Consider the following 24,096-nt stretch of genomic DNA (forward strand, 5'->3'; position numbering starts at 1 on the left):
ACTGGAGTTTTCCTGTGTGGTTTCGCTGTATTTGCCTGCCCAGCACTCGGGGGCTGTCGCTACGGTTCGATGAGCTCCTCGGTGATAAAGGCCTCCTCGATGACCGGCTTCAGTCGCTTGGCGAACTGTCCGGTGACGTGCACCCGGTCGCCCTTCGTGAGGAGCGATTCGCTCAGGGGCGGGCACATTCCGCGCACGCAGAACCAGTCGGTTGCCGAGAAGAATGCCGCCCCAGAATCCTTGGCCACCTGCCGCTCGAGGTCACCGAAGAACTCGTGCGGCTTGCTCACGCAGCCCTCTGGCCCGGTGAGGGGCGTGTAGCACTCCTGGATGTCCTTATCGACGGGCGGCGGGGTCATGATCGCGAACTTGGCACCGGTTGTGATCTGAGCGAGCTGCTTGTCGGCGCCCGGCCCTGCCCCCACAACGATCACCAGGTCAGCGTCGAGCGAGTTCGCTGCGTCGACGACCTCGGCAGCGCGCGGCTTGCAGTCGGCGTCGAGCGTCTCGCCCTGCGGTAGGTCTTCCTCGGTGACGAATGGGCAACCGGTCTTGGAAGCGACGACAAAGCGCCAGTCTGAGCGCTCCTCGAAAATCGACCTGAGCGGCACCGCCATCCCGACCGAGTGTGAGTTGCCGGCGAGGATAGCGGTTTTCGTGCCCTCGGGGTTACCCCACGTGCACTTCTCGGGATCAAACGGCGACGTTGCGACGCACTCGGCGATCTCGGTCGCGGTGAAGTTTGCCTCGGCAGACGCGAGCGTGTCGTCGACGGAGGGAGACACCGCGTCCCAGTTGGTCGCGCCGAGCGCTTCGGTGAGTTCCGCGCGAAGCGTGTCGATCTCGGTCACGGGGCCGTCGGCCGGGGGCGCTTCGTCGCCGCTCTCCACGGGGCTCGCGATGGTCTGTGCGGCGATCCTGTCGGCATCCGCGGCCGCGCGCGAATCGTTGGCGGTCCACAGGAATGCGTTCGCGACGACGAGCGCGGTGAGCGATGAGGCCACGACCACTTTGCGGCTTACCCACGGGTCGCGCTTCGCGGAACCGCGAGGCCGCAGCCGGAACTTCCGCATCGGGTCTTCCCAGAGGTGGAACGACCCGATCGAAAGTACCGCCGTGAGGCCGACCGTCCAGATGAGCTTCTTGGGGCCCTCGCCGGGAAGCGTTTGCGCGAAGATGATGACGGGGAAGTGCCAGAGGTAGAGCGAGTACGAGATCTTGCCGATGTACAGCGCCACGGGGTTCGTGAGGATCGCGCTCGAACGGGCGTCGCTGCCGGTGCCCGCGAGGATGACGAGCGCCGTCGCGACGGTCGGAGCGAGTGCCCAGGGGCCGGGGAACGGGAGTGCCGGGGTGATGAGCACGACGCTCGCGAGGATGCCGAGGAGGCCCGTGTGCAGCATGAGCTTCCTCGCGAGCGCGGGGATGGCGAGGGCGTTCGTAGCGAAGATCGCGAGGAGCGCACCGATGCCGAGCTCCCACGCACGCGAGAGCGTCGAGTAGTAGGCCCAGGTTGGGGCGGTCGGCGTCTCGAACATTGCCCACGCGAACGAGGCGGCGACGACGACGCCGATCGTGAGGCCGAGTCGAAGCCTGCGCTGACTCTCGGTGAGCGCGTCGCCGCCCCTCCTCGTGATGAAGGTGAGGGCGAGCAGGATGAGCCATGGCCAGACGAAGTAGAACTGCTCTTCAACGGAGAGTGACCAGAAGTGTCGTAGCGGCGACACCGGGAGCCCCGCCTGGAAGTAGTCCGCGCCCGTTGCTGCGAAATTCCAGTTCGCCGCGAAAAGGCTCGTCCAGACCGCGTCGACCACGGTGCTGCGGAATCGGCCCTGGTTGAACAAGAGCGCGGCAAACCCGACGGTCGTGACGATCACGAGCATTGCCGCGGGCAGGATGCGGCGTACGCGGGCCATGTAGAAGCCCCTGAAGGAGACCGTGGCGCTCCGGTCGTACTCGCGGATCAGCATGCCCGTGATCAGGAAGCCGGAGATGACGAAGAAGACGTCGACGCCGACGAAGCCGCCGGTGGGCCACTCGGTGAAGTGGTTGAGCAGCACCGCGATCACCGCGACGGCTCGTAGCCCCTGAATGTCTCCGCGGAAGTGCTTCCGGGCGGCAGATTTCCTCGCCATGTGTCCCCTCGATCGAATATGCCGCATTCGTTGTCTAGAGGAATGTCAGTTCCACGTCCGTGTCAGCAATTTGAAGTGCGATTTTGCAGTAACTCAAATATCAGGATACCGTATCTACCGGCCTAAGTGAATTTTAGTGTTCTAATATTTTAGATAACGTGTAGTGCGTGCGACTGACGGAGGGCAAGTTGGCTGGTCTGATCGTCCATGAGTGGATCGAGCGAGTCGGCGGCGCCGAAAAGGTGCTCGACGCGTTTGTCGACGAGTTCCCCGACTCCGACCTCTTCTGCCTCTGGAACGACGCCCCCGGCCGCTACCGCCAGCGCGTCACCGAGAGCAAGCTCTCTCGGGGTCCGCTCCGTGGGCGGAAAGCGCTCGCGACGCCGTTCATGCCGCGCGTGTGGAAGAACCTGCAGAACGACAGCTACGACTGGATGCTCGTCAGCTCGCACCTCTTCGCTCACCAGGCGCACCTGCCGGGGCTCGACCCCGACCGGAAGTTCGTCTACGCTCACACGCCGGCGCGCTATCTCTGGGAGCCGGAGCTCGACGCCCGCGGTGACTTGATGGCCGTGCGCGCGGTCGCTCCGGTGCTGCGCGCGATCGATGCCAAGTCTGCCCACAACCACCGCAACGTTGCCGCGAACAGCGGCTTCGTGCGCGATCGCATTGAGCGGACCTGGGACGTCGAAGCGCAGGTCATCCACCCGCCCGTCGATGTCGAGCGACTCCAGGCCGTCCCTGACTGGCGTGACGAGCTGACCGTTGCCGACGCCGCGGTCATTGAGTCGCTTCCCGACGCCTACATCCTCGGCGCCTCGAGGTTCGTGCCGTACAAGTCGCTCGACGTCGTGATCGCGGCCGGCGCGGCGGCCGGGATCCCCGTCGTGATCGCCGGCGGCGGGCCCGATGAGGATCGCCTGCAGGCTGTTGCGGCCGATAGCGGCGCCGACGTGCGCTTCGTGATTCGGCCCTCAGACGAGCTGCTGGCCGCGCTCATGCAGCACGCGACGGCGTATGTCTTTCCCCCCGTCGAAGATTTCGGCATCATGCCCGTCGAAGCGATGGCGCTCGGCACACCGGTGGTGGTGAACGGAGCAGGAGGCGCCTCCGAGTCCCTCGCCGAGGGCAAGTCTGGCGTGACCCTCTCGGACTTCTCAGGTCGCAGCCTTTCCGAGGCTGTGTCGACCGCGGCGCAGCTCGACTCCGAGGCGTGCCGCACTCAGGCCCAAGCGTTCAGCGAAGACCGCTTCCAGCGAGAGATCCGCGCCTGGATGTCGCTCTAAACCCGCTTGTTTCAACCATCACTATCAGCATCACGGAGAACACCATGAAGAAGACCACAGCACTCACCGCACTCGCCGGAGCCTCGATCGCACTCCTCGCGCTCACGGGCTGCACGACGGGTGACTCCGCCGGCGGCGACGCGAAGGACGACAAGGGCTCGGAGCAGAAGAAGGAAGAAACCTTCGTGCCCAAGGAAGTCACTCTTGAGTGCGAGGACGGGAAGGCCACCGCGGCCGAGAGCAACTCCATCTTCACGCTCTCGGGCGACTGCGCTGCGGTCGAGGTGACCGGCGTGAACTCGCTCGTCTCGATTGACGGCGCCGTAGAGAACCTCACCGTCGGCGGCTCGATCAACAAGGTCGTGGTGACGTCGGCCGGTGCGATCACTTTCGTTACTGACTCAAGCGGAAACGTCGTCGAGACGGCGGGCGAGCCCGAGGTCACTGACGAGGGCGATCAGAACGAGGTCGTCGCCCCCGAGTAAGCCCCCGCAACGCCCCAGCTACAGGAAGGATTCACCACGATGGTCGCTCTCGACTCCACAGCGCTGCAGGCGAGTCTTGCACGGCCCCGCCTGCAGCTCGGGGCAGACCTCACCCGCGTTCGCGCCGCGATCTTGCTCACGGACGCGATCATCATCACCGCGGCGACGTTCGGCGCGCAGCTGTTCCGCTTCGGCGGCCCCAGCGTCGCGCCGAGCCTCGCCGTCGGCGCGACGGGCATCGATTACCTCATCGTGAGTTCCGTGATCTCGGTGCTCTGGGTTGTGGCGCTCGGGGCGTTTCGCACGCTCGACCTCCGCGTCTTGGGCGTCGGTGATCAGGAGTACAAGGGTGTCGTGCTCGCAAGCGGTGCGACCTTCGTCGCCGTGGCGCTCGTGTCGTTCGCGCTCCAGCTCGAGGTGGCCCGCGGCTACCTCGCGATAGCGTTCCCGCTGGGTCTTGGGGCGTTGCTGCTCTCGCGCAAGCTCTGGCGCACCTGGATCGGTGGGCGGCGCGCAAAGGGCGACTTCCTCACCAACGTGATCGTGCTCGGCAACGCCGACGAGACCCAGGGCCTCGTCGCGAAGATCAATAGCACACCGCGCTCCGGGCTGAAGGTCGTCGGCACGAGTGACTCCGTTGAGCGCATCGGGCATACCGCGGATTCGCTCCACGCGTCGGCCGTGATCCTCGCCGGTGGCGCGTGGGGAGAGCCCCTCAACGCTCGCGCCGTGAGCTGGGAGCTTGAGAAGCACGGCCTCGAACTCATCGTGCCGTCGCCGCTCGTAGGCATTGACCAGATGCGTGTGCAGCACCGCCCGGCGGGCAGCCTCCCGCTCTTGCACGTCGAAATGCCCGAGTACTCGGGGGCCCGGCGGGTCGCAAAGCGCGCATTTGATTGGGTCGCCTCCGGTCTCGGGCTGATCCTATTGAGCCCGCTCTTCGCGGTGCTCGCCGCGCTTATCAAGCTCGAAGACGGCGGCACCGTCTTCTTCCGGCAGGAGCGGATTGGGCGGAACGGAACACCGTTCTCCATCCTGAAGTTCCGCACCATGGTGCCGAACGCCGAGGCCCTGAAGGCCGAACTTGCTGACCAGAACGAGGGCGGCGGCCCGCTCTTCAAGATGCGCAATGACCCGCGGGTGACCAGGCTCGGCCGCCTCCTGCGACGTTCTTCTCTCGACGAGCTGCCGCAGCTGTGGAACGTGCTCACCGGTTCGATGAGCCTGGTCGGCCCCCGGCCCGGCCTCCCCGCAGAGGTCGCGAAGTACGAGGAGCACGTCGAGCGGCGGCTGCTCGTGAGCCCCGGCATCACCGGGCTCTGGCAGGTCGCCGGCCGCAGCGACCTGAGCTGGGAGCAGGGCGTCAAGCTCGACCTCGACTACGTCGAGAACTGGACGATTGGGCTCGATTTCTCGATCCTTGCCCGCACCGTTCGGGCTGTCACGAAGAGCTCAGGCGCCTACTAAGGGCGTGGCTCAGCGCTCGGGGAGGCCGAGGCGATACCCGACAGCCAAATCGTGGCGAGGGTGCGGCTCGCCTCCCCGAGCGGTCTCCCCGCGACGGCGGGGTCGCGCAGTACGAAGCGCTGGAACGCGTAGAACTCCGTCATACTTCCGAGCATTTCGGCCGCGAGGTCGAGGTTGAGGTCTCCTCTGATGCGCTCGGCGACCGAGCCCCGGGTGAGTGCGCCGCTGATGCGGCCGTAGAAGGCGCGGCGCGACGTCGCCCAGATCTCTGCGATCTCGGCGTCGGACTGTGAGAGCTCGACGATCACGCCGAACAGGGCGCGGTGGCGTTCGTAGAACTCGAAGTACTTGTGGGTCGACTCCGTCACCGAATCGATGAGGCTGTCTGCCTCGAGCGGGATGCGGATGAACTCGAACGCCTCGACCGTGAGCTCTCGGAGGAGTTCGAGTGTGAGTTCGTGCTTGTCGGGAAAGTATCGGTAGAAGGCGCCGGCGGTGAGGCCCGCCGCGGCCGCAAGGTCGGCGACCCGCACGTTCGCGTAGCCTCGCTCAGCGAAGAGCTCCTCCGCTGCAGCCATGATGCGCGCGCGGGTGCCTCGGCCCTTCGGCGTCGCAGGTTGCACCACGTTCCGACTCGCTTCCGTTGTCGTGTGCGTGGAACCGCCCCCGCGGCCCACCGGTGTCAGCGTACCCCCTGTGTGGCTGGCTCGGGGGTAGCGCAGCCACAAAAGATAAAAGTGACGTCACATTTACTTTTGTGTACGCTGGGTCTCGTAACACGGTGGTTACCCCGAGAGGAGCATGGCGTGGAGCACAAGAAATCGCTGATTCTGGACGCGGCCGACCTTGATTTTTGCCTGTACGACTGGCTCGACGTCGAATCGCTCAGCGGGTACGAGCGGTTTTCTGAGCACAACCGCGAGACCTTCGAGGGCCTCATAGATCTCGCGCGCGAGGTCGCGGAAGAGTACTTCGCCCCGCACAATCGCAAGGGCGACCTCCAAGAGCCCCGCCTCGTCGACGACAAGGTCGAACTCATCCCAGAGGTCAAGAAAGCGCTCACCGCGTTCGCGGAGGCCGGGTTCCTCGGCGCGACCATGGACGCCGAGTACGGCGGCTTCCAGGTTCCGACAGTCGTGTATCGCGCCGCGTTCATGTGGTTCCAGGCCGCGAACGTGGGCACGGTCTCGTACGCCCTACTCACCACGGCCGCCGCGAACCTCATCCGCGAGCACGCTTCGGCGGAGCTCGCCGCGAAGTTCCTGCCGCCGATGCTCGACGGGCGGTGGACCGGCACGATGAACCTGTCTGAGCCCGGCATCGGGTCAGCGCTCGGTGACCTGACGACGAGCGCCGTGCGGGCCGCGGACGGCACTTACCGGGTGCGGGGCGACAAGATGTGGATCTCGGCGGGTGACCACGAGCTGTCAGAGAACATCGTGCACCTCGTGCTTGCCCGTACGGGCGGCCCCGGCGTGAAGGGCCTCTCGCTCTTCATCGTGCCGAAGTGGCTCGGCGAGGCCGGCGCACTCACCGACCGTAACGACGTTTCGCTCGTCGGTGTCAACCACAAAATGGGGTACCGCGGCACCGTGAACACGGCGCTGTCGTACGGCTCTGGGGCGTTTCCGGTCGGGGGCGAGCCCGGCGCCGTCGGCTACCTCATCGGTGAGGAGGGGCGCGGGCTGCACTACATGTTCCTCATGATGAACGAGGCGCGCCTCGGCGTTGGGGCCTCGGCCGTCGCGCTCGGCACGACGGGCTTTCTGCACGCGCGAGAGTACGCTCGCGAGCGCATCCAGGGCAAGGAGCTTGGGGCGAAGGATCCCGCGGCACCGGCGGTGCCGATTATTCGGCACCCTGACGTGCGGCGCATGCTCATGCTCGCGAAAGCATATGCCCAGGGCGGCACCGCCCTGATTCTCTACGCTGGGAAGCTGCTCGACGAGAGCGAGGCCGAGACCGACGCGGCGAAGAGCGCGTCACTCGCGCTGCTGCTCGACGTGCTCACCCCGATCGCGAAGAGCTGGTCATCGCAGTGGGGCCTCGCCGCAAACGACATCGCGATTCAGGTGCTCGGCGGCAGCGGCTACGTCCGCGACTTCCCCGTCGAGCAGTTCTACCGCGACAACCGCTTGAACCCGATCCACGAGGGAACCCACGGCATCCAGGCGCTCGACCTGCTCGGGCGCAAAGTGCTGCTCGACGGCGGCTCCGGGCTCGCCGACCTGCTCGGGCGCATGCGCGCAACGCTCGACAGGGTGGGCGCCTCCGAGCCCGAGCTCGCGCGGCTCGTCGGTGAGCGCGTGGCCCGAATTGAGGGGGTGACGCGCACGCTGTGGGAAGACGGGGAGTCGACGACGGCGCTCGCGAACGCCGCACACTATCTCGAGGCGGTGGGTGACACTGTCGTCGCGTGGCTCTTCCTCGACCAGCTCGGTGCGCTCGGTGGCGTCGCCCCGGCGCTCGCGGCGGAAAAACGCGCGACCGCTCGGTTCTTCATTACGCACGTACTGCCGCGTGTCGACGCGTCGTTTGACCTGCTTGGTTCTGGGGACAGGCAGCTCGTCGACCTCGACGAGGCCCTGATCTAGGGTGACGGCCACTTCGTCACTGTAGATTGGCAGTGTCGGCCGCGATTGGGGGCTCGGGTGACGCGGTCGGCTTCTCATGAGGAGGGGCGGAGTATGTACGGGATCGCGATTATCGAGGATCACCTGCTCCAACGGAAATACACGATGTCGCTTGTGAGCGCACAACCAGATATGACGATCACATTTGCGGGGGAGGAATTGCCCGAGCTGGTGACTTGGCTCGAGGGCGCGGACGAGGCAGAGCGACCGGACCTGATCCTGCTCGATTTACTCGTCGATCGCAGGCCGGCGGCGAAGCCCGAGGTCGTGCGCAGGCTGATCCGCGAGGGGAGCCGTGTGCTGATCTTTTCGGCGGCGATTTCGCCGCCGATCACGAGGCAGCTCATCCGGGCGGGCGCGCACGGGCTCATCAGTAAACGGGATCCGGAGGCGAGCATCCTCGCCGCGATGCGTACAGTGCTCGCTGGTGGGCAGTGGGTGTCGCCCGAGCTTGCCGAAATCATCGCGCACGATCCGAAGCGGCCGGCGCTCAGCGATCAGGAGGAGCGCGCGCTCGTGCTGTACGCGTCGGGCCTATCGCTCGAGTCGGTCGCGACGTCGATCGGCGTGAAACCGAACACCGTCAAGAAGTATCTGCAGCGGGTTCGCGACAAGTACGCCGCCGTCAATCGGCCGTTGGCGTCTCGGATCGAGTGGCGGAAGGCCGCCCACGACGACGGATACTTGGCGCTCGCGGAGTGACCGTGCTCGGGCCAACACCGCGCCCGAACGGAGGTCTCTGACCGTCGCGCGAAGGGGCTGACCCCCGTTTGGGGTCAGCCCCTTCGCGCTGTGACCCCCGGCAGGGGTCAAAGGCCCATGGCCGCCCCACGGGCGCTTCCGGAGAACCTACGCTCCTAACCGGGGGATGGCTTGGGGTGTCACGGACGCCGTACCGAGTCGCTCAGATGTGTAGCTCACTGCTCGGGGCTCAATGCTGCCCCGGGTTCTGCGAAAGGAACCACGTGCGACGTATTTTTCGAGGCGGCCAGCAAGGCCCGACCCGTTCGGGGGAGGTGACGACCCGCCAGGAGCGTAGCCGCGGGCGCGGGGGTAAAGCCCTAGCCGCGGCGCTGGTCACGTCACTGATCACCCTCGGCGGCGCCGGCGCAGCCCAGGCGGTGGAGTCTTACACCGCGCCAGCGCCCAACCCACCGATGCCACTCACCTGCTCGCTCGATCTCGCCGTCAGTCTCGACCTGTCGAAGTCGATCGATGATGCGCAGCTGCGGCAGATGCGTGACGGAGTCACCGAACTCGCGAACACGCTCTCGGACTACCCGGTGCGGGTCTCGATGCATAACTTCGCGTCGAACGCCCCGGCAACCTCCAGCGCTCAGAACGCGCCGACGCCGCTCACCGCGCTCGACGCAGCGGGCGTCGCCGCCATTGGCGACTGGGTGCGGGGCGTGCAGCGCCCGAGCAGCGCTCAGGCGGGCACCAACTGGGACCGCGCGTTCTCGGCGGTGCAGTCCGCGCCCGAGAGCTACGACGCGCTGCTCTTCGTGACCGACGGCAACCCGACGCAGTACGGCGACCCCGTGCGCGGCCCGGGCAGCTCGACCGACACCGCGACGATCACCGCCGCGGTCGAGAGCGCGAACGCGCTGAAGAGCGCGGGCACCCGCATCGTGGGCGTTGGGCTGACCGACAACCTCTCGGACTTGAACCAGTTCCGCGAGCACATGTCGCAGATCTCGGGCCCGACCGAGGGCAGTGACTACCTGTCGACGAACTTCGACGGCCTCGCCGACGTGCTCCTGACCCTCATCGCGGACAACTGCGCCGCCGCCCCTGACATCACACTGGTGAAGGACGGCGTGCTCGCCGACGGCGCGGCGGGCGTTGCGGGCGACACGGTCTCGTACACCTTCACCGCGACGAACACCGGCGGGCGCACGCTCACCGACGTCGTGATCACCGACCCGAAGCCGGGCCTGTCTGACCTCACCTACACCTGGCCGGGCGAACCAGGAGTGCTCGCTCCAGGCCAGACGGTGACCGCCACGGCGACATACACGGTCGTCGAGGCCGACCTTGATACTCGCGTGATTCACAACACCGCCACGATCACGGGAAACCCGCCGACGGGCCCTCCCGTGAGCGCCGAGGATGATGCCGAGGTGACGCTCCCCGAGCCGCCAGCAGAGCCCGCGATCGAGCTCGTCAAGACCGGCGTGCTGAGCGGGACCGGCGCCGCCGGCGACACGATCACTTACTCCCTGACCGCGACGAACACGGGCAACGTGACCCTCACCGACGTCTCGATCACCGACAAGCTCGAGGGCCTCTCAGAGATCACCTACGGGGCGTGGCCCGCAGCCGCCGGTGTACTTGCGCCGGGCGAGAAGGTCACCGCGACCGCGACCTACGTGCTCACGCAGGCCGACGTTGACCGCGGCACCGTCGAGAACCTCGCGACCGTAACGGGTACCCCGCCGACGGGAGAGCCCGTGACCGACGACGACACCGAGAAGACTCCGCTGCCGCACGCGCCGGCGATTGAGATCGCCAAGACGGGCAAGCTGTCGGGCGGGCGCATCGCCTACACGTTCGTCGTGACGAACACGGGCAACGTGACGCTCTCGGGCGTCGAGATCGTTGACGGCCTCAAGGGGCTCACCGCGCTCGCCTACGGTGACTGGCCGGGTGAACCGGGCGTGCTCGCCCCGGGCCAGCAGGTCACCGCGACGGCCTCGTACGCCGTTACGGACGCCGACCGAGACCGCGGCCACGTCGACAACACGGCGACCGCAACCGGCACCCCGCCCTCGGGCGAGCCCGTGAAGTCCACCGACGACGTTCGCGTTCCGGTCGGAAAGCTCGCCACGACCGGTGGCTCGGCGAACTGGGGGCTGCCCGTTCTCGCCGTCATGCTGCTCCTCGGCGGCGGCACGTTCATGACCGTCACCCTGAGGCGACGCGCTGGGGCGAACTAAGCCGCTGGGCTTGGCGTTGTGACAGCTCCCCCTAGGCTGCGCTGAGCCCAGCGAGTGCGCCTGACCCTCCCCGGGGTCGGGCGCACAACCCTGTCTGCCGAGGAAGCGTAGCCCACCACGGCAGACTCATGCTTTAAGCACAGCATGCAACAATCCTCTGCTATGGAAAGGCACGGTGTCCCCGCGACCGTGGAGTGCACACGACACGACCTCCCCGACCACTTCGTTGACACCCGCAGCGCCTCGTCATGGATCGCATCAACTCTCGCGGGTGCCATGCGGAGGGCGCAGCTCATTGGGCTCGTGCTCGTTACGCTCGTGCTCTGCGCAGCTTCGTTCCTCTCTGCGACCGGTGTTCCGCCGGCCGGCTCGGTCACCGCGGCGGTGCTCGTGCTCACGAGCGGGCTGCTGACGATCCACAGGCGAGTCCCGGCGGTCGTGCTCATCGTCTGCTTCTTCTGTGTTCTCGCGTTCTATTACGTCGTCGCGCTCGACCCCGGTGAGCTGCTGACGGGCCTCCTCATTCCGCTGACGTCGTGGACCGTGGTGCTGCCGATCATGCTGTGGCGCGGCGTCTGGCCCCTTATCGCCTCCGTAGTGCTCGGCGCGGGCTTTGGCGCTCTGATCCTCGTATCGCACCCCACCTGGGGTTCGTCGGTTGCGGCTGCCTCTGCGACCACAAACTGCATCATGATCGTGCTCGCATTCCTGTTCATGCGCTACCTTCGCCGGGTGTCGGATGGCGTCGACGGGCAGCGAAACTCCGCGGCGCAGCAGAAGCTCCGCGCGCTGCGGTCACGCGCGCTCGACGAAGCGACCTTAGAGTACATTCGGGTGCTGCACGACACCGTTATCAACACGTTTGGCGTGATCGGGCGGCTCGACCCCTACCAAATCGGCACCGGCCAAATCGACACCGTGCAGGTTAGGGAGCGGTGCAGGCGTGACCTTCGCAGGGTCGAAGAGTTCCAGCGGCATCCGGGGGCTGAGCGCGTGGCGGTGAGCCTGACCGACCTTGACCATGTGGGGCTGCCCATCGAATGGACAGGGCTTCGCGACGAGGCGCTCCGCGCCCACGAGCGGCTGCTGCTGAGCACGACGCTCGACGCGCTCTACGGGTGCGCGATGGAGGCCGTGCTCAACGCGACGAAGCACTCGGGCGCGACCCACGTGACCTGTGACGTGCACCGCGTCGAGCACGAACTCGTCGTCGTGGTCTCTGACTCGGGGCGTGGCTTCAACAGATCGCAGGTGCGGGAGCGCGGTATCGCGAACTCGATCTTCGCGCGCGCGGAGGCCAACGGCATCCGCGTTGCGCTCCGCACGGCGCCCGGCCGTGGCACGACCCTCACGCTGCGGTGCCCGATCCCAAAGCCCGCGCCCATAGGTGGGGCCGCACTGGCCGCAGAGGCGCGGAACGAGATTCGTGACTTCAAGCTTCGCCTCGGCGTGGTGTGGGGGCTCCAGGCGACGCTCACCGGCGCACTCCTCGAGGTGTTCAACTGGCAGCGCCTCATGTGGCCTGCGGTCTTCCCGGCGGTGCTGCTCGTCGCGATCCTCGGCTCGCTCACGCTCGCGACCTGGCTCGCCTGCCGTCGGTGGCGGCAGGCGCCTCTTTTGCTCACACTGCTGCTGCTCTCGGCCGTGCCCGTCGTGAGCTGGTGCTCGCTCGCCGGCATCGATTTCGGGCGCGGGGAGCTCTACTTCGTTCCCGCCGTCGCGGCCACCGTGATCCCGGTGCTGCTCTACGTCACCTCGGTGAGTCGCCGTCCGTTCGCGATCTCCATCCTCCTGCACCTCCTCAGCACGGGTGCCATCGCGGTGTGGGCCCTGCGCTCGAACGCCGAGATCGAATGGTGCACGATCGCGCTCATCGAGGCGCCGTCGCTCGGCCTTATCGGCGTGCTCTTCGTCTTCCTGCGGAGTTTCCGTGCGATCGGCACCCAGATCGCCCGCTCGCGCCAGGAGGTTGAGGAGGCCGCGCGAGATGCCGCAGCGTCTGAGGCCGCCGTTGCGGTGAAGAAGCAGTGGAGCGCGTCAAACCTGAAGCCCTCGATCGAGCTCTTGCGCGGCATCGCTGACGGCACCCTGCTGCTCGACGACCCCGAAACGCGGGAGCGGTGCGAGCGGGAAGAATCGCGGCTGCGCCAGCTCATCACGCTGCCGCGCGACGCATCGCTCATGAACTGGTGGTTTGCGCTCGCCGCGAGCGAGGCTGAGGGGCGCGGGGTGACCCTCGTGCTGCCCGCGGAGTACGCGAAAGTTGCCGAATCCGGCCACGTCCAAACGCTCGGCACGCTCCTCGTCGAGTGCGTGTACAGCGCGCCAGCGGGGAGCACCCTCTCGGTCAACCTGATCGAGCAGGCGGGGCGGCCGCGCATGCTCGTCGTGAGTGACGCCGAGGCCACCGACAGCACGCTCGAAATGCTGCACGCCTCGGAGGGGCTCAGCGTGGTCGCGCAGCGGTTGCGCGGTCAGACCCTCGTCGAGGCGATCGTGCGCGAGCGCGAGGGTTAAGCTTCGGCGTCGGCCGGGCGCTCGGGCCCGTCGCCGCGGCGCCCGGGCCGCAGGACGAAGAAGCCGAGGGCGATCGCGCCGATCGTGAGCACCGTGCCTCCGAAGAGTACGGAGCCGCGCAGCCCAAAGAGGGAGCCGAGCACGGCGACGCTGATGCCGCTGAACGTCATCATGCCCGGGCCGAACATCGTGTACGCGCCGATGACGCGACCGCGCTGGTCGTCGGGGGCGCGCAACTGGACGATGCTCATCTCGGTCGCGTCGGCCGTGATGCGCGCGACGCCGCCCACGAGCAACGCTGCGACGGACAGCGCGTAGATTGAACTCGTCGCGAACACGATCGTCGTGATGCCGAGCAGGGTCGCGGCGATGACCGCCGTGCGGGCCGTCGTGGGCACGCGACCGGTTGCCTCGAGCAGGATCCCGCCGAGTACGCCGCCCGCGCCGTTTGCAAAGAGCAGCACGCCGTACGCGAGCCCCGCGGAGCCCGCGCCGAGTCCCTCCGCGAACTCCGGCATCGCGTTTTGGATCACGGCGCCAATCGTCGCCGCGCTCAGCGCGGAGAGCAGGATCATGCCGAGCAGCTCGCGGTCGCGGCGGATCGTGCCGAGCACGCTGAAGGCCGAGAAGAATGTCATCGGCTTCTCGGACGAGCGGGGTGGCGTTGGCGGGGCCGCAGCGGCCTCCGCGTTCCGGGGGCCGAGCTTCACGAACCAGAGGAAGACGGTGAGTGGCAGGTAGAACAGGATGTTCACGAACATGCCTGCGGCCGGGCCGATGCTCAGCAGCAGGGCCGAGCCGACAACGGGGCCGGCGAGGAACGCGAGCGACCGGAACGTGGCGTTCATACGAATCGCGCCGGGGAGCTCTTTGGGGCCCGCGAACTTGTAGAGCAGCAACTGTTCGGCTGGCATCCACAGGCAGCCTGCGACGCCGTGGAGCACGAGGAGCACGCAGGCGTGCCAGAGCTCGAGCGTGCCGGTGAGGAAGAGGAAGCCCCACGCGGCCGAGACCGCCATGAAGAGGGCCTGGCCGATCTGAATGATGCGCCGCGGGTCAAAGCGCTCGGCGAGCGCGCCGGCGGCGACCGAGAACAGGAGGTACGGCAGCCAGTGGCTGACGATTTGGAACCCGACCAGCCAGGGGGAGTGGAACGTCTGCCAGAGCACCCAGTAGGCGAGTACGTGCTCGACGTTATCGGCCATCATCGAGAGCGCACCGCCCCCGATATAGGGGCCGGTCCGGCGGTCGCGGAGCGCTCCGAACTTGACTGGCCGCTCTTCGGGAACCTCATTGCTATTCATCAGACCTTACTGTAGCAACGTGCCGGCAATCGCGACCCGGCGACCGTTCCTTGGAGGATTCTTGGCGTGCCCGCGAGAGCCTTGGCTGGTGGCGATTCGGCGATCCTTCGTTGCCGGTTGCCCAGCAACACGGCACCCAAGCACCGAACGGAACCCCACATGCGCAATGCCCCACAGCTCGAGACCGCGGCACCCTCTGGCCGACCTCGCATGAGCCGGCGCAGGCGAAAGCGCCTCGCGATCGTCATCGCGACCACCGTCGTGAGCGCGCTGGTACTCGGCGTCGGCGCCGTCGTCTTCGCCTACCACCAGGCGACTGACAAGATTGTGCGCTCGGACTTCGTGCTGCCGCAGGTCGACGAGATCGCCCCTGACCCGGGCGAGCAGAACGTGCTCATCATGGGGATGGACAGCCGCGTCGACCAGAACGGCAACCCGCTGCCCGACGGCGTGTACGAGGCGCTGCACGCCGGCGGCGCCGACGACGGCGGGTACAACGCAAACGTGCTCATGCTGCTGCACATCCCCGAGGACCGCTCGAAGACCGTCGGCATCTCCATCCCGCGCGACGACTACGTCGAAATCGCGGGCGCACCGCTCGGCGTCACGCACTCGAAGATCAAAGAGGCGTACGGCCTCGCGATGCAGGAGAAGATGAACGAGCTCACCTGGGGCGAGGAAGAGCTCAGCGACGACGAGCTCTACCAGCAGGCGCGCGCCGCTGGGCGCCAAGCCCAGATCGAAACGGTCTCGCACTTCCTCGGCGACGTGCGCATCGACCACTTCGTCGAGATGACGATGGGCGGCTTCTACCACGTCGCCGAGGCCGTCGCCCCGGTCTCGGTGTGCCTGAACCACGCGACCGAGGATTCGTACTCGGGCGCGAACTTCGAGGCGGGGGTGCAGGAGATCGACGCGCAGCAGGCGATGAGCTTCGTTCGGCAGCGCCGCGACACCGGCTACGACGGCCCCTTCCTGACCGACCTCGACCGGTCGAGGCGGCAGCAGGCGTTCATGATCTCGCTGACCGACAAACTACAGAAGAAAAGCACGCTCATGAACCCGAAGACCGTGTGGTCGCTCGTCGACGTCACGCAGAAGCACGTCGCGCTCGACTCTGAGTTTGACGTGCTCGGGTTTCTAAAGATCGCTCACCAGGTTTCGCAGAGCGGGGCCGAGTTCGTGACGCTGCCCATCCTCGGCTTCGAGAACATCGGTGGGGCAGAGGTCAACCTTGTCGACGTTGACGAGATCCAGGCGATCGTCGCCTCGATCTTCGACGGGAGCTACTTTGACGAACCTGCGAGCGGTGACGGTGAGGCCGCGGGTGAGGTGCCTGACGGCGGGGAAGGAACGGACGACGTCGTAGCTGAGGAAGACGTCACCGCGGAGGAAGAGCCCGCCGCCCCCGGCACCGCGCGCTACGACTCGTGGGAGGAGCCGATCAAGGCGGGCTCCATCCCCTGCGTGAACTGAGCGTGAGTGAGCGATGCGGCAGCACACCGTCGTCCTTGAGGGGGCGCGGCCACAGCGGCAGGGGATCGTCCCCGCAGAGCGCGGTCGGCTGCGCTCCCTGACCATCGCGCTGCTCGCGATCGTGCTGCTGCTCGTCGCGGTCGGCGTGCTCATGGTGCAGTCAGCGAGCCAGGTCGTCGCGATCTCGGCGGGCAGGCACCCACTTGAGGGAGTGATCAAGCAGGGCGGCTACGCGGTGATCGGGATCGGGATGATGCTCGCGATCAGCCGGGTGCCGACCGCCGTGCTGCGCCGCTATGCCTGGCTGCTGCTCGCGGGCGGGTTTCTCCTCCAAGTTCTCGTCTACACGCCCCTCGGGTACGAGGCGGGCGGCAACCGCAACTGGCTGCGACTTGGGCCCGTGTCGATGCAGCCCGCCGAGTTCATGAAGTTCGTGCTGCTCGTGTGGGTGTCGGCGGTGATCGCCGCCAAATGGCGGCTGCTTGGCGAGTGGCTGCACGTCGTCATCCCGATCCTCCCCGTCGTCGCCGCGTCGATGTTCATCAACATCCTTGGGGGCGATCTCGGCACGCTGCTTGTGCTTGCCGCGCTCGTGTTCGGGTGCCTCTACTTCTCGCAGGTCAGGCTGCGTATCCTCGCGGGGATAGCCGCGGTCGCCGTGCTCGGCATCGGCATCATGACGCTCATGAAGCCGAACCGCGTGGTGCGCATCATGCACTTCTTCGAGGTCGACTGCCTGAACGACGCCGAGCACGCCTATGTCGGCTGCTGGCAGACGCTCAACGGGTTCTGGGCCCTCGCGCAGGGTGGCCTGCTCGGAACGGGGGTGGGAAACTCCACGGCGAAGTGGCACTGGCTTCCCGAGGCCGAGAACGACTTTGTGTTCGCGATCCTTGGCGAGGAGCTTGGCTTCGTCGGCGCGGCGACGATTATCGTCGCGTTTGTCGCGCTCGCCGCAGTGCTCATGGCGCTCATGACGTGCTGCGATACCCCGTTCGCGCGCTCCGTGTTCGGAGGGCTCACGATCTGGGTGTCGGTGCAGATGATCGTGAACATCTCGGTCGTGCTCGGCTTCGTGCCCGTACTCGGGGTGCCGCTTCCGTTCATCTCGGCAGGCGGGACATCGCTCCTCTCCCTCCTCCTGGCCCTCGGCGTCGCCCTTTCGTGCGTGCGTGAGGCCGCGGCCGAGGCCAGCTCATAGCGCGGGGGAGCCGAAACGTGCGAAAGTGGACGCAGCACTGGTACGCGGGGCCGATGGTGGGTCTCGGAGCAGGGAGGGCGGACATGGCGAGAGCACACAGGAACACCCGACCGCTCCCCGACGAGGAGGCGTATCGGAGGTCGGCGTCGCAGATCGGCTGGCAGGTCATGGCCGTGTGCGCTGCGCTCGTCGTGATCGGTGGCGGCGTGATCCTCGCCTTCGTGTTCTGGCAGACGACGCCGACCGAGGCGGCGAAGCCGGTGCAGCCCGGCGAGATCCAGGTGCGGCTCGACCCGGGCGAGCTCATTCTCGCGACGGTGCTTCTCGCGACCGGCGCAGTGATCTGTGCCGGGCTCGCAGCCCGGCTGATCGCGCGCCGGGCCGTCTACCCGCTCGACGAGGCGTTCCGCCTGCAGCGCCGGTTCGTCGCCGACGTGAGCCACGAGCTGCGCACCCCGCTCGCCGTGATCGACGCGCGCGCTCAGCAGCTCGCCGCGCTCACGCCGCCCGGTGACGCCCGGCAATCGGTGCTCGTCGACCTGCGGCAGGACACCCGGATTATGGCCAGCGTCATTGACGCGATGCTTGCAACGGCCTCGGGCGCCGAGCAGGGCACAGGGACGGCGGCCCTCGACGAGAGCGTCAGCGCGGTCGCGCGCGATCTCGGCGAGGTGGCGCGGCAGTTCGGCGTGACCGTCGTCGCGAAGAGCGAGGCACTTACCGTCGCGGCCCCGGCCCAGGTGGTGCGCCGCTGCCTCGTCGCGCTCGTGGACAACGCGATCGACCACGCGCCGGAGGGAAGCGTCGTGAAGATTGCGGGAGTCAAGCGCGGCGGCGAGGCCGTCATGACGGTGAGCGACGAGGGTGACGGGATTCAGGGGATCGCGGCCGAGCGGGTGTTCGACCGATTTGCGCAGGGAGACGCCCCGGCAACCGCGCGCGGTGCGGCGCGCACAAGTAAGGGGATCGGGCTCGCACTCGTACGCGAGCTGTGCTCGGCGCACGGCGGCAGGGTCACTGTCGCGCGCTCCGGGCCGGGCGGCACGGTGTTCGAACTCGCCTTCCCGCTCGCCGAGCGAACCGGGGATCACTAGTGCTGCGGCTGCTCATCGTCGAGGACGACCCGCGCCTCGGCCCCATCATGCGCGACGTGCTCGCAGCGAACTGGGACGTCGAACTCGTCACGAGCGCTGAGGAAGCGGAGCGGCTTGCCACCGTGACGCCGTTCGACGTAATGATCGTCGATCGGGGCCTCCCGGGACTGCGGGGTGAGCAGTGGGTACGTGATCTCCGTAGGCGACGCGTGCAAACACCCGTCCTGATACTTACGGCTCTCGGCGAGCTGCACGACAGAGTCGAAGGGCTCGACGCGGGCGCGAACGATTACCTCGTGAAGCCGTTCGAGTTCGAGGAGCTGAACGCGAGGCTGCGCGCTCTCACCCGCCGCTATGACGGCGCGGGGCCGCGCTACGACATTGGTGGCTGGGAATTCTCGCCGGAGGACCAGCGGATCGAGTCGCCGTACGAGGGCAGTGTCGCGCTCACGAGCACCGAAACCGCCCTGCTCACGGTGCTCGCGGCCGAGCCCGGTCGGACGTTCTCGCGTGAGGAATTGCTGGGCCGCGTGTTCGCCCAGGGAGAGAGCGAAACCACGGTAGAGACCTACGTGCACTACCTCCGGCGAAAGACCGATAAAGACCTCATCGAGACGGTTCGCGGGCGCGGGTACAGGCTCGGCCGGCTCGCCTAGCCTCGGGGGAAGATCGTCGAGAATGCGAATTTGACAATATTTCAGTATTTGCAAATACTGGTTGCGGCGCGTGCCTTCGGGATTGTTCGCCCGTCGTCTCTCTCGGCGACGTCGACGCGCCTGGCATGGCTTTGTCAGGCAACACGAAAGAAGTTTCTATGTCTCACCAGCGACGATTGCGGCGCGTGTTCGCCGGCGGCGCGGCAGCGCTGATTGCCCTCACCGGGGTCGGATTAAGTTCTGCGCCGGCCCTCGCGGACGACGGCGAGGCTGAGGGGGCTACGGCAACGTCGGTCCCCGAAACCTTCGCAAGTGGGGACCGGCTCCAGGGCCGGTTCGTCATAGTGAACTCTTCGCGGCTCTCACACGCAGTCAAACCCGCTCCGGACGGAATGGCGCCGATCTCGTCGTCCCGCACCGTCAGTGGTAAGCCCTTGGTCGGGCACGCCGGCGAGTACTCGTTTCCTGGGCTTGGTAACACTGGCGAGATTCGCGCATTCGATGGGCGTTGCATGACGCAGACCGAGCCGATGACCATGATGGCCTGCAACGGCATGGATCTTCAGCAGTTCACGCTCCGTGCTGACGGCCAGCTTGTCGCGGCGTCGACCGGATATGGCATTGTCGGGCGACAGCGGAACTCAACGGACGGTAACCCGCCGATGTACGCGAACTACGAGGTGATGGGTGGGTCTCAGCTGCGCACCGACCTGCTGAGCCCCTCGACGCCGGACTACCCCGCGTTCTCTGCGCGCTTCCAGTCATCCGACGCGGTCGCAAGGTCTGCGGTTCTCGTTGGTACGGGCAAGCCCGGAACGGAGGTCAGCCTGAACGGTGGCCCTCGCGTAGTCGTTGGCCCTTACGGTTGGTCTGCAACGGTGACGAACCTGAATCTCGGGCAGAACTCAGTACGTGTTGACGTTTTTGAGGGTGGCCGATGGCTTGAGAGCGCTACAGTCCAGGTCAACCTGCAGCTGAATGCTCTCAGCGCTCAGGTTGATTTCTCGAACGACCTCGCGCAGAACGCGACGATCTCTGGCTACGCGCACCCCGGCGCAGCGGTCGAGATTTGGCAGGGGAACACCCGTGTAACGACTGTCAACGCGAACGGCTCAAACGGATACTTTTCGGCGGGTATCGCCGCACCAAACGCCGGCGGCGTGAAGACCTACACGGTCAAGCAGGTCGTCGGTGGCACGGCAGCTCCCGGCAGCGTTGACGTCTCCGCAGACTACGGCTCAGCCGTCACGATTTCGACACCACTGAACGGGCAGACCCATGGCGGCGGCGCACTGCGTTTCCAGGGTTACGGTGTGCCTGGCGGCAACGTGGTGCTCGCTCAGCGCGGGGTCGCAGGCCAGCTCGGCTCGGCCACCGTCGCGTCGAACGGCCTGTGGACGATCGACGTCGCAAACGTTGCGAAACGAAACCTCAGCTTTGATGTCACCCAGACGGGTCGCGGAGCAAACGTCACGACAGCAGCGGTCGAGATCAATCCCGGCGTGAAGGACGAGGAGCTCACCGTGCTCACGCCCGCCGAGGGCGCGAAGCTGAAGGAGGGTATCGTCACCTTCACCGGCACCGCGAACGCCGGAGCGTCGATTGAGCTCCGCTCGAACCTGACCGGTGCCCTGCTCGGGTCGACAACGGCGCGTGCCGACAGCACCTGGTCTGCCTCGGTGAACCGTGCGCTGACCGCCGGAAACTACACGATTCTTGTGAAGAACGCTGGTCTTGAGGTCGCTCGATCATTCGTGATCGAAGCCCCCGCGGTGCAGGAGCGCCTGACCGTCGTGACGCCCGCGGCGGGCGCGAAATTGAACCCCGGCACCGTGACCTTCACCGGAACGGCAAACCCCGGCGCGAAGGTTGAGCTTCGCTCGAACGTGTCAGGTGCACTGCTCGGCAGCACAACCGCGAAGGCAGACGGCACCTGGGTGACCGATGTGAACCGCCAGCTCGGCGCCGGCGACTACACCATCGTTGTGAAGAACGGCTCGCTCACCGTTCCGCGCTCGTTCACGGTGGGCACGCCCGCCGCTCAGGAGCGCCTCGAAGTGACCGCTCCGGCAGCGGGGGAGCGGCTGCGCCCCGGCACCGTCACCTTCGTTGGCACGGCGAACCCCGGCGCCCGCATTGAGCTCGTCTCGAACGTCTCGGGCGGTCTCCTCGGCAGTACGACCGCGAAGTCTGACGGCACCTGGGTGACCGACGTCAACCGTCAGCTCGGCAAGGGCGACTACGTGATCGTCGTGAAGAATGGCGCGCTCAAAGTGACGCGGGCGTTCTCGATTGGCGATCAGCCCATCGGTGCCCCGCTCACCGTGACAAGCCCCGCGCAGAACGCGGTCCTCGAACCCGGAACGGTTGAGTTCATGGGTACTTCCGAGCCCGGCGCCAGCATCGAAATCCGCTCGAAGAGCACCAGCGCGCTGCTCGGCACGGGCACGGCGAGCGGCAGCGGCAACTGGGCGGTGACGCTGAATCGCAAGCTCGGCGTCGACAACTACTTCCTGCAGGTGAAGTCGGGGAGCCAGACCGTCGACCGTCAGTTCTCGGTCGCTGAGAAGACGGTGCCCGGGGAGCGACTTGACGTCGTGACCCCGGCCGCGGGCAGCACGCTCCGGAGCGGCCAGGTCACCTTCACCGGTACCGCGAACCCCGGCGCGAAGGTGCAGCTGCGCTCGAACGTCTCGGGCATCGTGCTCGGGGAAGGGACCGCGAACTCGGCCGGGAACTGGAGCGCGACAACCACGAACGCCCTCGGCGAGGGCACCTACACGATCGTCGTGGCAAACGGGAAGCTGCGCGTTGAGCGCACGTTCCGCATCTCCGACGCGCCTGTGATCGGGCTGCTCGAAGTGACAAGCCCGGCTCAGAACGCGGTCGTCAACCCGGGCCCGGTCACCTTCACGGGCATCGCCGAGCCGGGAGCGAGAGTCGTGCTTCGTTCCAACGTCTCAGGCCTGACGCTCGGTGAAGGCACAGCGATGGGAAGCGGAAACTGGTCGGTCACGACCAACATGCAGCTCGGCGTCGCCACATACACAATCCTTGTGGAGAGCTCGGGCAACCAGGTCGCGCGAACCTTCCAGGTGCGATAGCGGTAAGCAGTAGCGAACCGAGTGCAGGCTCCGTTTCGGGGCAGTTCGGGGCTGGCGTCTGGGAATCATTCCCGGCCGCCAGCCCCGCCCGCGTGCCCGGTTCGCTGTTGAGTCGCGAAGTGCGGGATACTGGTGGGTGGCGCATTTTCGCCCGCACGCACCTTGGGGAGGGCACGCATCATGGATCTGTCGGCTACGAACGAATCACCGCTGAACCGCTACGGATCGCTGGAGGAAGCCCTCGTGCACCGGCGTGCACCGGTGCCGAACCGCGTGTTTCTGCGCACCATGTTGAACCGGATTCCGGTCGAGCGGCTCATGCGGGCCGAGGGCGGCATCACCGTCGTGCGGTCGGACGGTGGCCCCGACATTCAGGTGCGCCAGGGCTACTCGGTCGGGTTCATGTCGGAAGAGGACGCGATCGCCGCGGCCGGCAGCGAGGCGCCGCGGTGGCGCAGCAGTCGTCGGCCCGGGATGTGGGCCGTTGACCACCCCCTGCACGGGCGCGGCTCGATCATCGAGGCCGAGGAGCTCGCGGCCGAGCGTGGCCCAGTGAAGGCGTCGCGCGCGAAGGGCACCCGGGCTGCGAAGCCGAAGGCCGAGCCGAAGGTGAAGCCCGCGGCCCAGCAGGAGCGCGTGCAGCCAGTCTGCCCGAACTGCTTCATGATGATGGCGCTGTCGGGCGTCTGCGGCAACTGCTCGTAGCCCGCGGAGGCCGAGGGTAGCCGCTGGCGGTAGGCTCGTCTGGTGCCCCCGCGTTCTCCATTGCCCCAGCGTATGGGGCTTGACGCCGCCTGGCTGAACACCGCGGCGCGGCCTGGCGAAGACCCGCGGGCGTGGCGCTCAATGCACGACTGGCTGCACTTCCGGGTCGGCGCGCACATCGATGTCGACGCATTCATCGCGGGCGGCAGGTTCGTGCTCGAGTCGGGCGACCCCGTGCTCGCCGGCGACCCGTACCGGTCGAACGTGTTCGTGTGGTTCTATCGCGACCTGCCAGACGAGGCCCCGGTGCCCGGCAGCATTCCGGTGCTGTTCCGCGACGACCGCATCGTTGTCGTGGATAAGCCGGCCTTCCTCTCGACGATTCCGCGGGGCCGCCACGTGCGCGAGAGCGTCGTCGTGCGCATGCGCCACGAGCTCGGCCTGCCCGAGCTCACCCCGATGCACCGCCTCGATCGGGTGACGTCTGGCGTGCTGCTCATGTCGATCGAGCGCAGGTACCGCGGCGCGTACCAGACGATGTTTCAAGACGGCGAGGTGACAAAGACCTACCGGGCCGTCGCGCCGCTGCTGGAGGGGCTCGAGCTCCCGGCGACGGTGCGGAACCACCTGCACAAGGTGCCGGGAACGATGCAGGCCGAGGTGCTCACAGGCAAGGAGCCGAACTCGGAGTCGCTCGTCGAGCTTGAGCGCGCGCTGAGCCCCGATGAAGAGGCCCTGCTCGGCGGTGAGCCCGGTCGCGCGGTGTATCGCCTCACCCCGCGCACGGGCAAGACGCATCAGCTGCGCATCCACCTGTGGAGCCTTGGGATCCCGATCGAGGGAGATCCGCTCTACCCGGTGGCCCGTGACGTCGCGATCGATGATTTCACAACGCCGCTCCAGCTGCTCGCGAGCGAGCTGCGGTTCACCGACCCCGTGGACGGCAGCGAGCGATGCTTTGTGAGCGAGCGCGCACTGCCGCTCGCGGCGCACCCGGCTACGTAGCGCTGGCGTCAGCCTCGGGTTCATGGGAGTCTCCAAACTGCCCCTTGAACGTTCCCTGGGCAGCAACTGGGCAGTAGCTGGGAGGCGCA

Annotated in this window: 17 protein-coding genes; 14 read left to right on the forward strand and 3 right to left on the reverse strand. The window is 67.1% G+C overall.

Annotated features, from left to right (window positions below):
* Positions 1–59: 59 nt before the first annotated feature.
* On the reverse strand, positions 60–2,135 hold the full coding sequence (locus tag FB468_RS14490; RefSeq protein WP_170219755.1) for an acyltransferase family protein: 2,076 nt from the start codon (positions 2,133–2,135) through the stop codon (positions 60–62).
* A 167-nt stretch (positions 2,136–2,302) separates the two neighbouring features.
* Between FB468_RS14490 and FB468_RS14495 the strand changes: the two genes are divergently transcribed.
* From FB468_RS14495 to FB468_RS14505, 3 genes are read left to right on the forward strand one after another with little or no spacing between them, the layout of a single operon-like run.
* On the forward strand, positions 2,303–3,421 hold the full coding sequence (locus FB468_RS14495) for a glycosyltransferase (RefSeq protein WP_211359145.1): 1,119 nt from the start codon (positions 2,303–2,305) through the stop codon (positions 3,419–3,421).
* 44 nt (positions 3,422–3,465) lie between these two features.
* On the forward strand, positions 3,466–3,906 hold the full coding sequence (locus tag FB468_RS14500) for a hypothetical protein (RefSeq protein ID WP_141887960.1): 441 nt from the start codon (positions 3,466–3,468) through the stop codon (positions 3,904–3,906).
* A 39-nt stretch (positions 3,907–3,945) separates the two neighbouring features.
* Complete coding sequence (locus tag FB468_RS14505; protein WP_141887961.1) at positions 3,946–5,373, forward strand: sugar transferase; 1,428 nt, start codon at positions 3,946–3,948, stop codon at positions 5,371–5,373.
* Here FB468_RS14505 and FB468_RS14510 read toward each other — a convergent pair.
* Positions 5,370–5,999 (reverse strand): TetR/AcrR family transcriptional regulator, encoded by a 630-nt coding sequence (locus tag FB468_RS14510; protein ID WP_211359146.1) that lies wholly within the window; start codon positions 5,997–5,999, stop codon positions 5,370–5,372. The genes FB468_RS14505 and FB468_RS14510 overlap by 4 nt on opposite strands.
* A 180-nt stretch (positions 6,000–6,179) precedes the next feature.
* Here FB468_RS14510 and FB468_RS14515 point away from each other — a divergent pair, with 180 nt between their 5' ends.
* The 4 genes from FB468_RS14515 to FB468_RS14530 all read left to right on the forward strand — a co-directional run bounded on the left by FB468_RS14515 (position 6,180) and on the right by FB468_RS14530 (position 13,462).
* Positions 6,180–7,967, forward strand: coding sequence for an acyl-CoA dehydrogenase (locus FB468_RS14515; RefSeq protein WP_141887962.1), 1,788 nt, complete (start codon positions 6,180–6,182; stop codon positions 7,965–7,967).
* A gap of 93 nt (positions 7,968–8,060) precedes the next feature.
* On the forward strand, positions 8,061–8,708 hold the full coding sequence (locus tag FB468_RS14520) for a response regulator (RefSeq protein ID WP_141887963.1): 648 nt from the start codon (positions 8,061–8,063) through the stop codon (positions 8,706–8,708).
* A gap of 263 nt (positions 8,709–8,971) precedes the next feature.
* A complete protein-coding gene (locus tag FB468_RS14525; RefSeq protein ID WP_170219756.1) occupies positions 8,972–10,945 on the forward strand; it encodes a DUF7507 domain-containing protein in 1,974 nt (657 codons plus the stop codon).
* A 162-nt stretch (positions 10,946–11,107) separates the two neighbouring features.
* Positions 11,108–13,462 (forward strand): sensor histidine kinase, encoded by a 2,355-nt coding sequence (locus FB468_RS14530; protein WP_141887965.1) that lies wholly within the window; start codon positions 11,108–11,110, stop codon positions 13,460–13,462.
* Here FB468_RS14530 and FB468_RS14535 read toward each other — a convergent pair.
* A complete protein-coding gene (locus FB468_RS14535) occupies positions 13,459–14,766 on the reverse strand; it encodes an MFS transporter (RefSeq protein ID WP_141887966.1) in 1,308 nt (435 codons plus the stop codon). The genes FB468_RS14530 and FB468_RS14535 overlap by 4 nt on opposite strands.
* A 159-nt stretch (positions 14,767–14,925) precedes the next feature.
* Here FB468_RS14535 and FB468_RS14540 point away from each other — a divergent pair, with 159 nt between their 5' ends.
* The 7 genes from FB468_RS14540 (at position 14,926) to FB468_RS14570 (ending at position 24,007) form a co-directional block, all read left to right on the forward strand.
* Entirely contained in the window at positions 14,926–16,242 is a 1,317-nt protein-coding gene (locus tag FB468_RS14540) for an LCP family protein (protein ID WP_141887967.1), read from the forward strand.
* A gap of 13 nt (positions 16,243–16,255) precedes the next feature.
* Positions 16,256–17,443: an FtsW/RodA/SpoVE family cell cycle protein gene (locus tag FB468_RS14545; RefSeq protein WP_141887968.1), complete on the forward strand. Its 1,188-nt coding sequence runs from the start codon at positions 16,256–16,258 to the stop codon at positions 17,441–17,443.
* Positions 17,444–17,526: 83 nt separating this feature from the next.
* The gene (locus FB468_RS14550) at positions 17,527–18,537 is read left to right on the forward strand and encodes a sensor histidine kinase (RefSeq protein ID WP_141887969.1); all 1,011 of its coding nucleotides are present in this window, start codon (positions 17,527–17,529) and stop codon (positions 18,535–18,537) included.
* Positions 18,537–19,193: a response regulator transcription factor gene (locus tag FB468_RS14555; protein WP_246055911.1), complete on the forward strand. Its 657-nt coding sequence runs from the start codon at positions 18,537–18,539 to the stop codon at positions 19,191–19,193. Before FB468_RS14550 ends, FB468_RS14555 begins: the two co-directional genes overlap by 1 nt.
* Positions 19,194–19,705: 512 nt before the next feature.
* Complete coding sequence (locus FB468_RS14560) at positions 19,706–22,297, forward strand: Ig-like domain-containing protein (RefSeq protein WP_141887970.1); 2,592 nt, start codon at positions 19,706–19,708, stop codon at positions 22,295–22,297.
* 180 nt (positions 22,298–22,477) lie between these two features.
* Positions 22,478–23,002, forward strand: a complete 525-nt coding sequence (locus tag FB468_RS14565; RefSeq protein WP_141887971.1) for a hypothetical protein — start codon at positions 22,478–22,480, stop codon at positions 23,000–23,002.
* Between the two features lie 42 nt (positions 23,003–23,044).
* Entirely contained in the window at positions 23,045–24,007 is a 963-nt protein-coding gene (locus tag FB468_RS14570; RefSeq protein ID WP_141887972.1) for a pseudouridine synthase, read from the forward strand.
* The last annotated feature ends 89 nt before the right edge of the window (positions 24,008–24,096 follow it).

Source organism: Leucobacter komagatae, from assembly GCF_006716085.1.
Classification (GTDB): Bacteria; Actinomycetota; Actinomycetes; order Actinomycetales; family Microbacteriaceae; genus Leucobacter; species Leucobacter komagatae.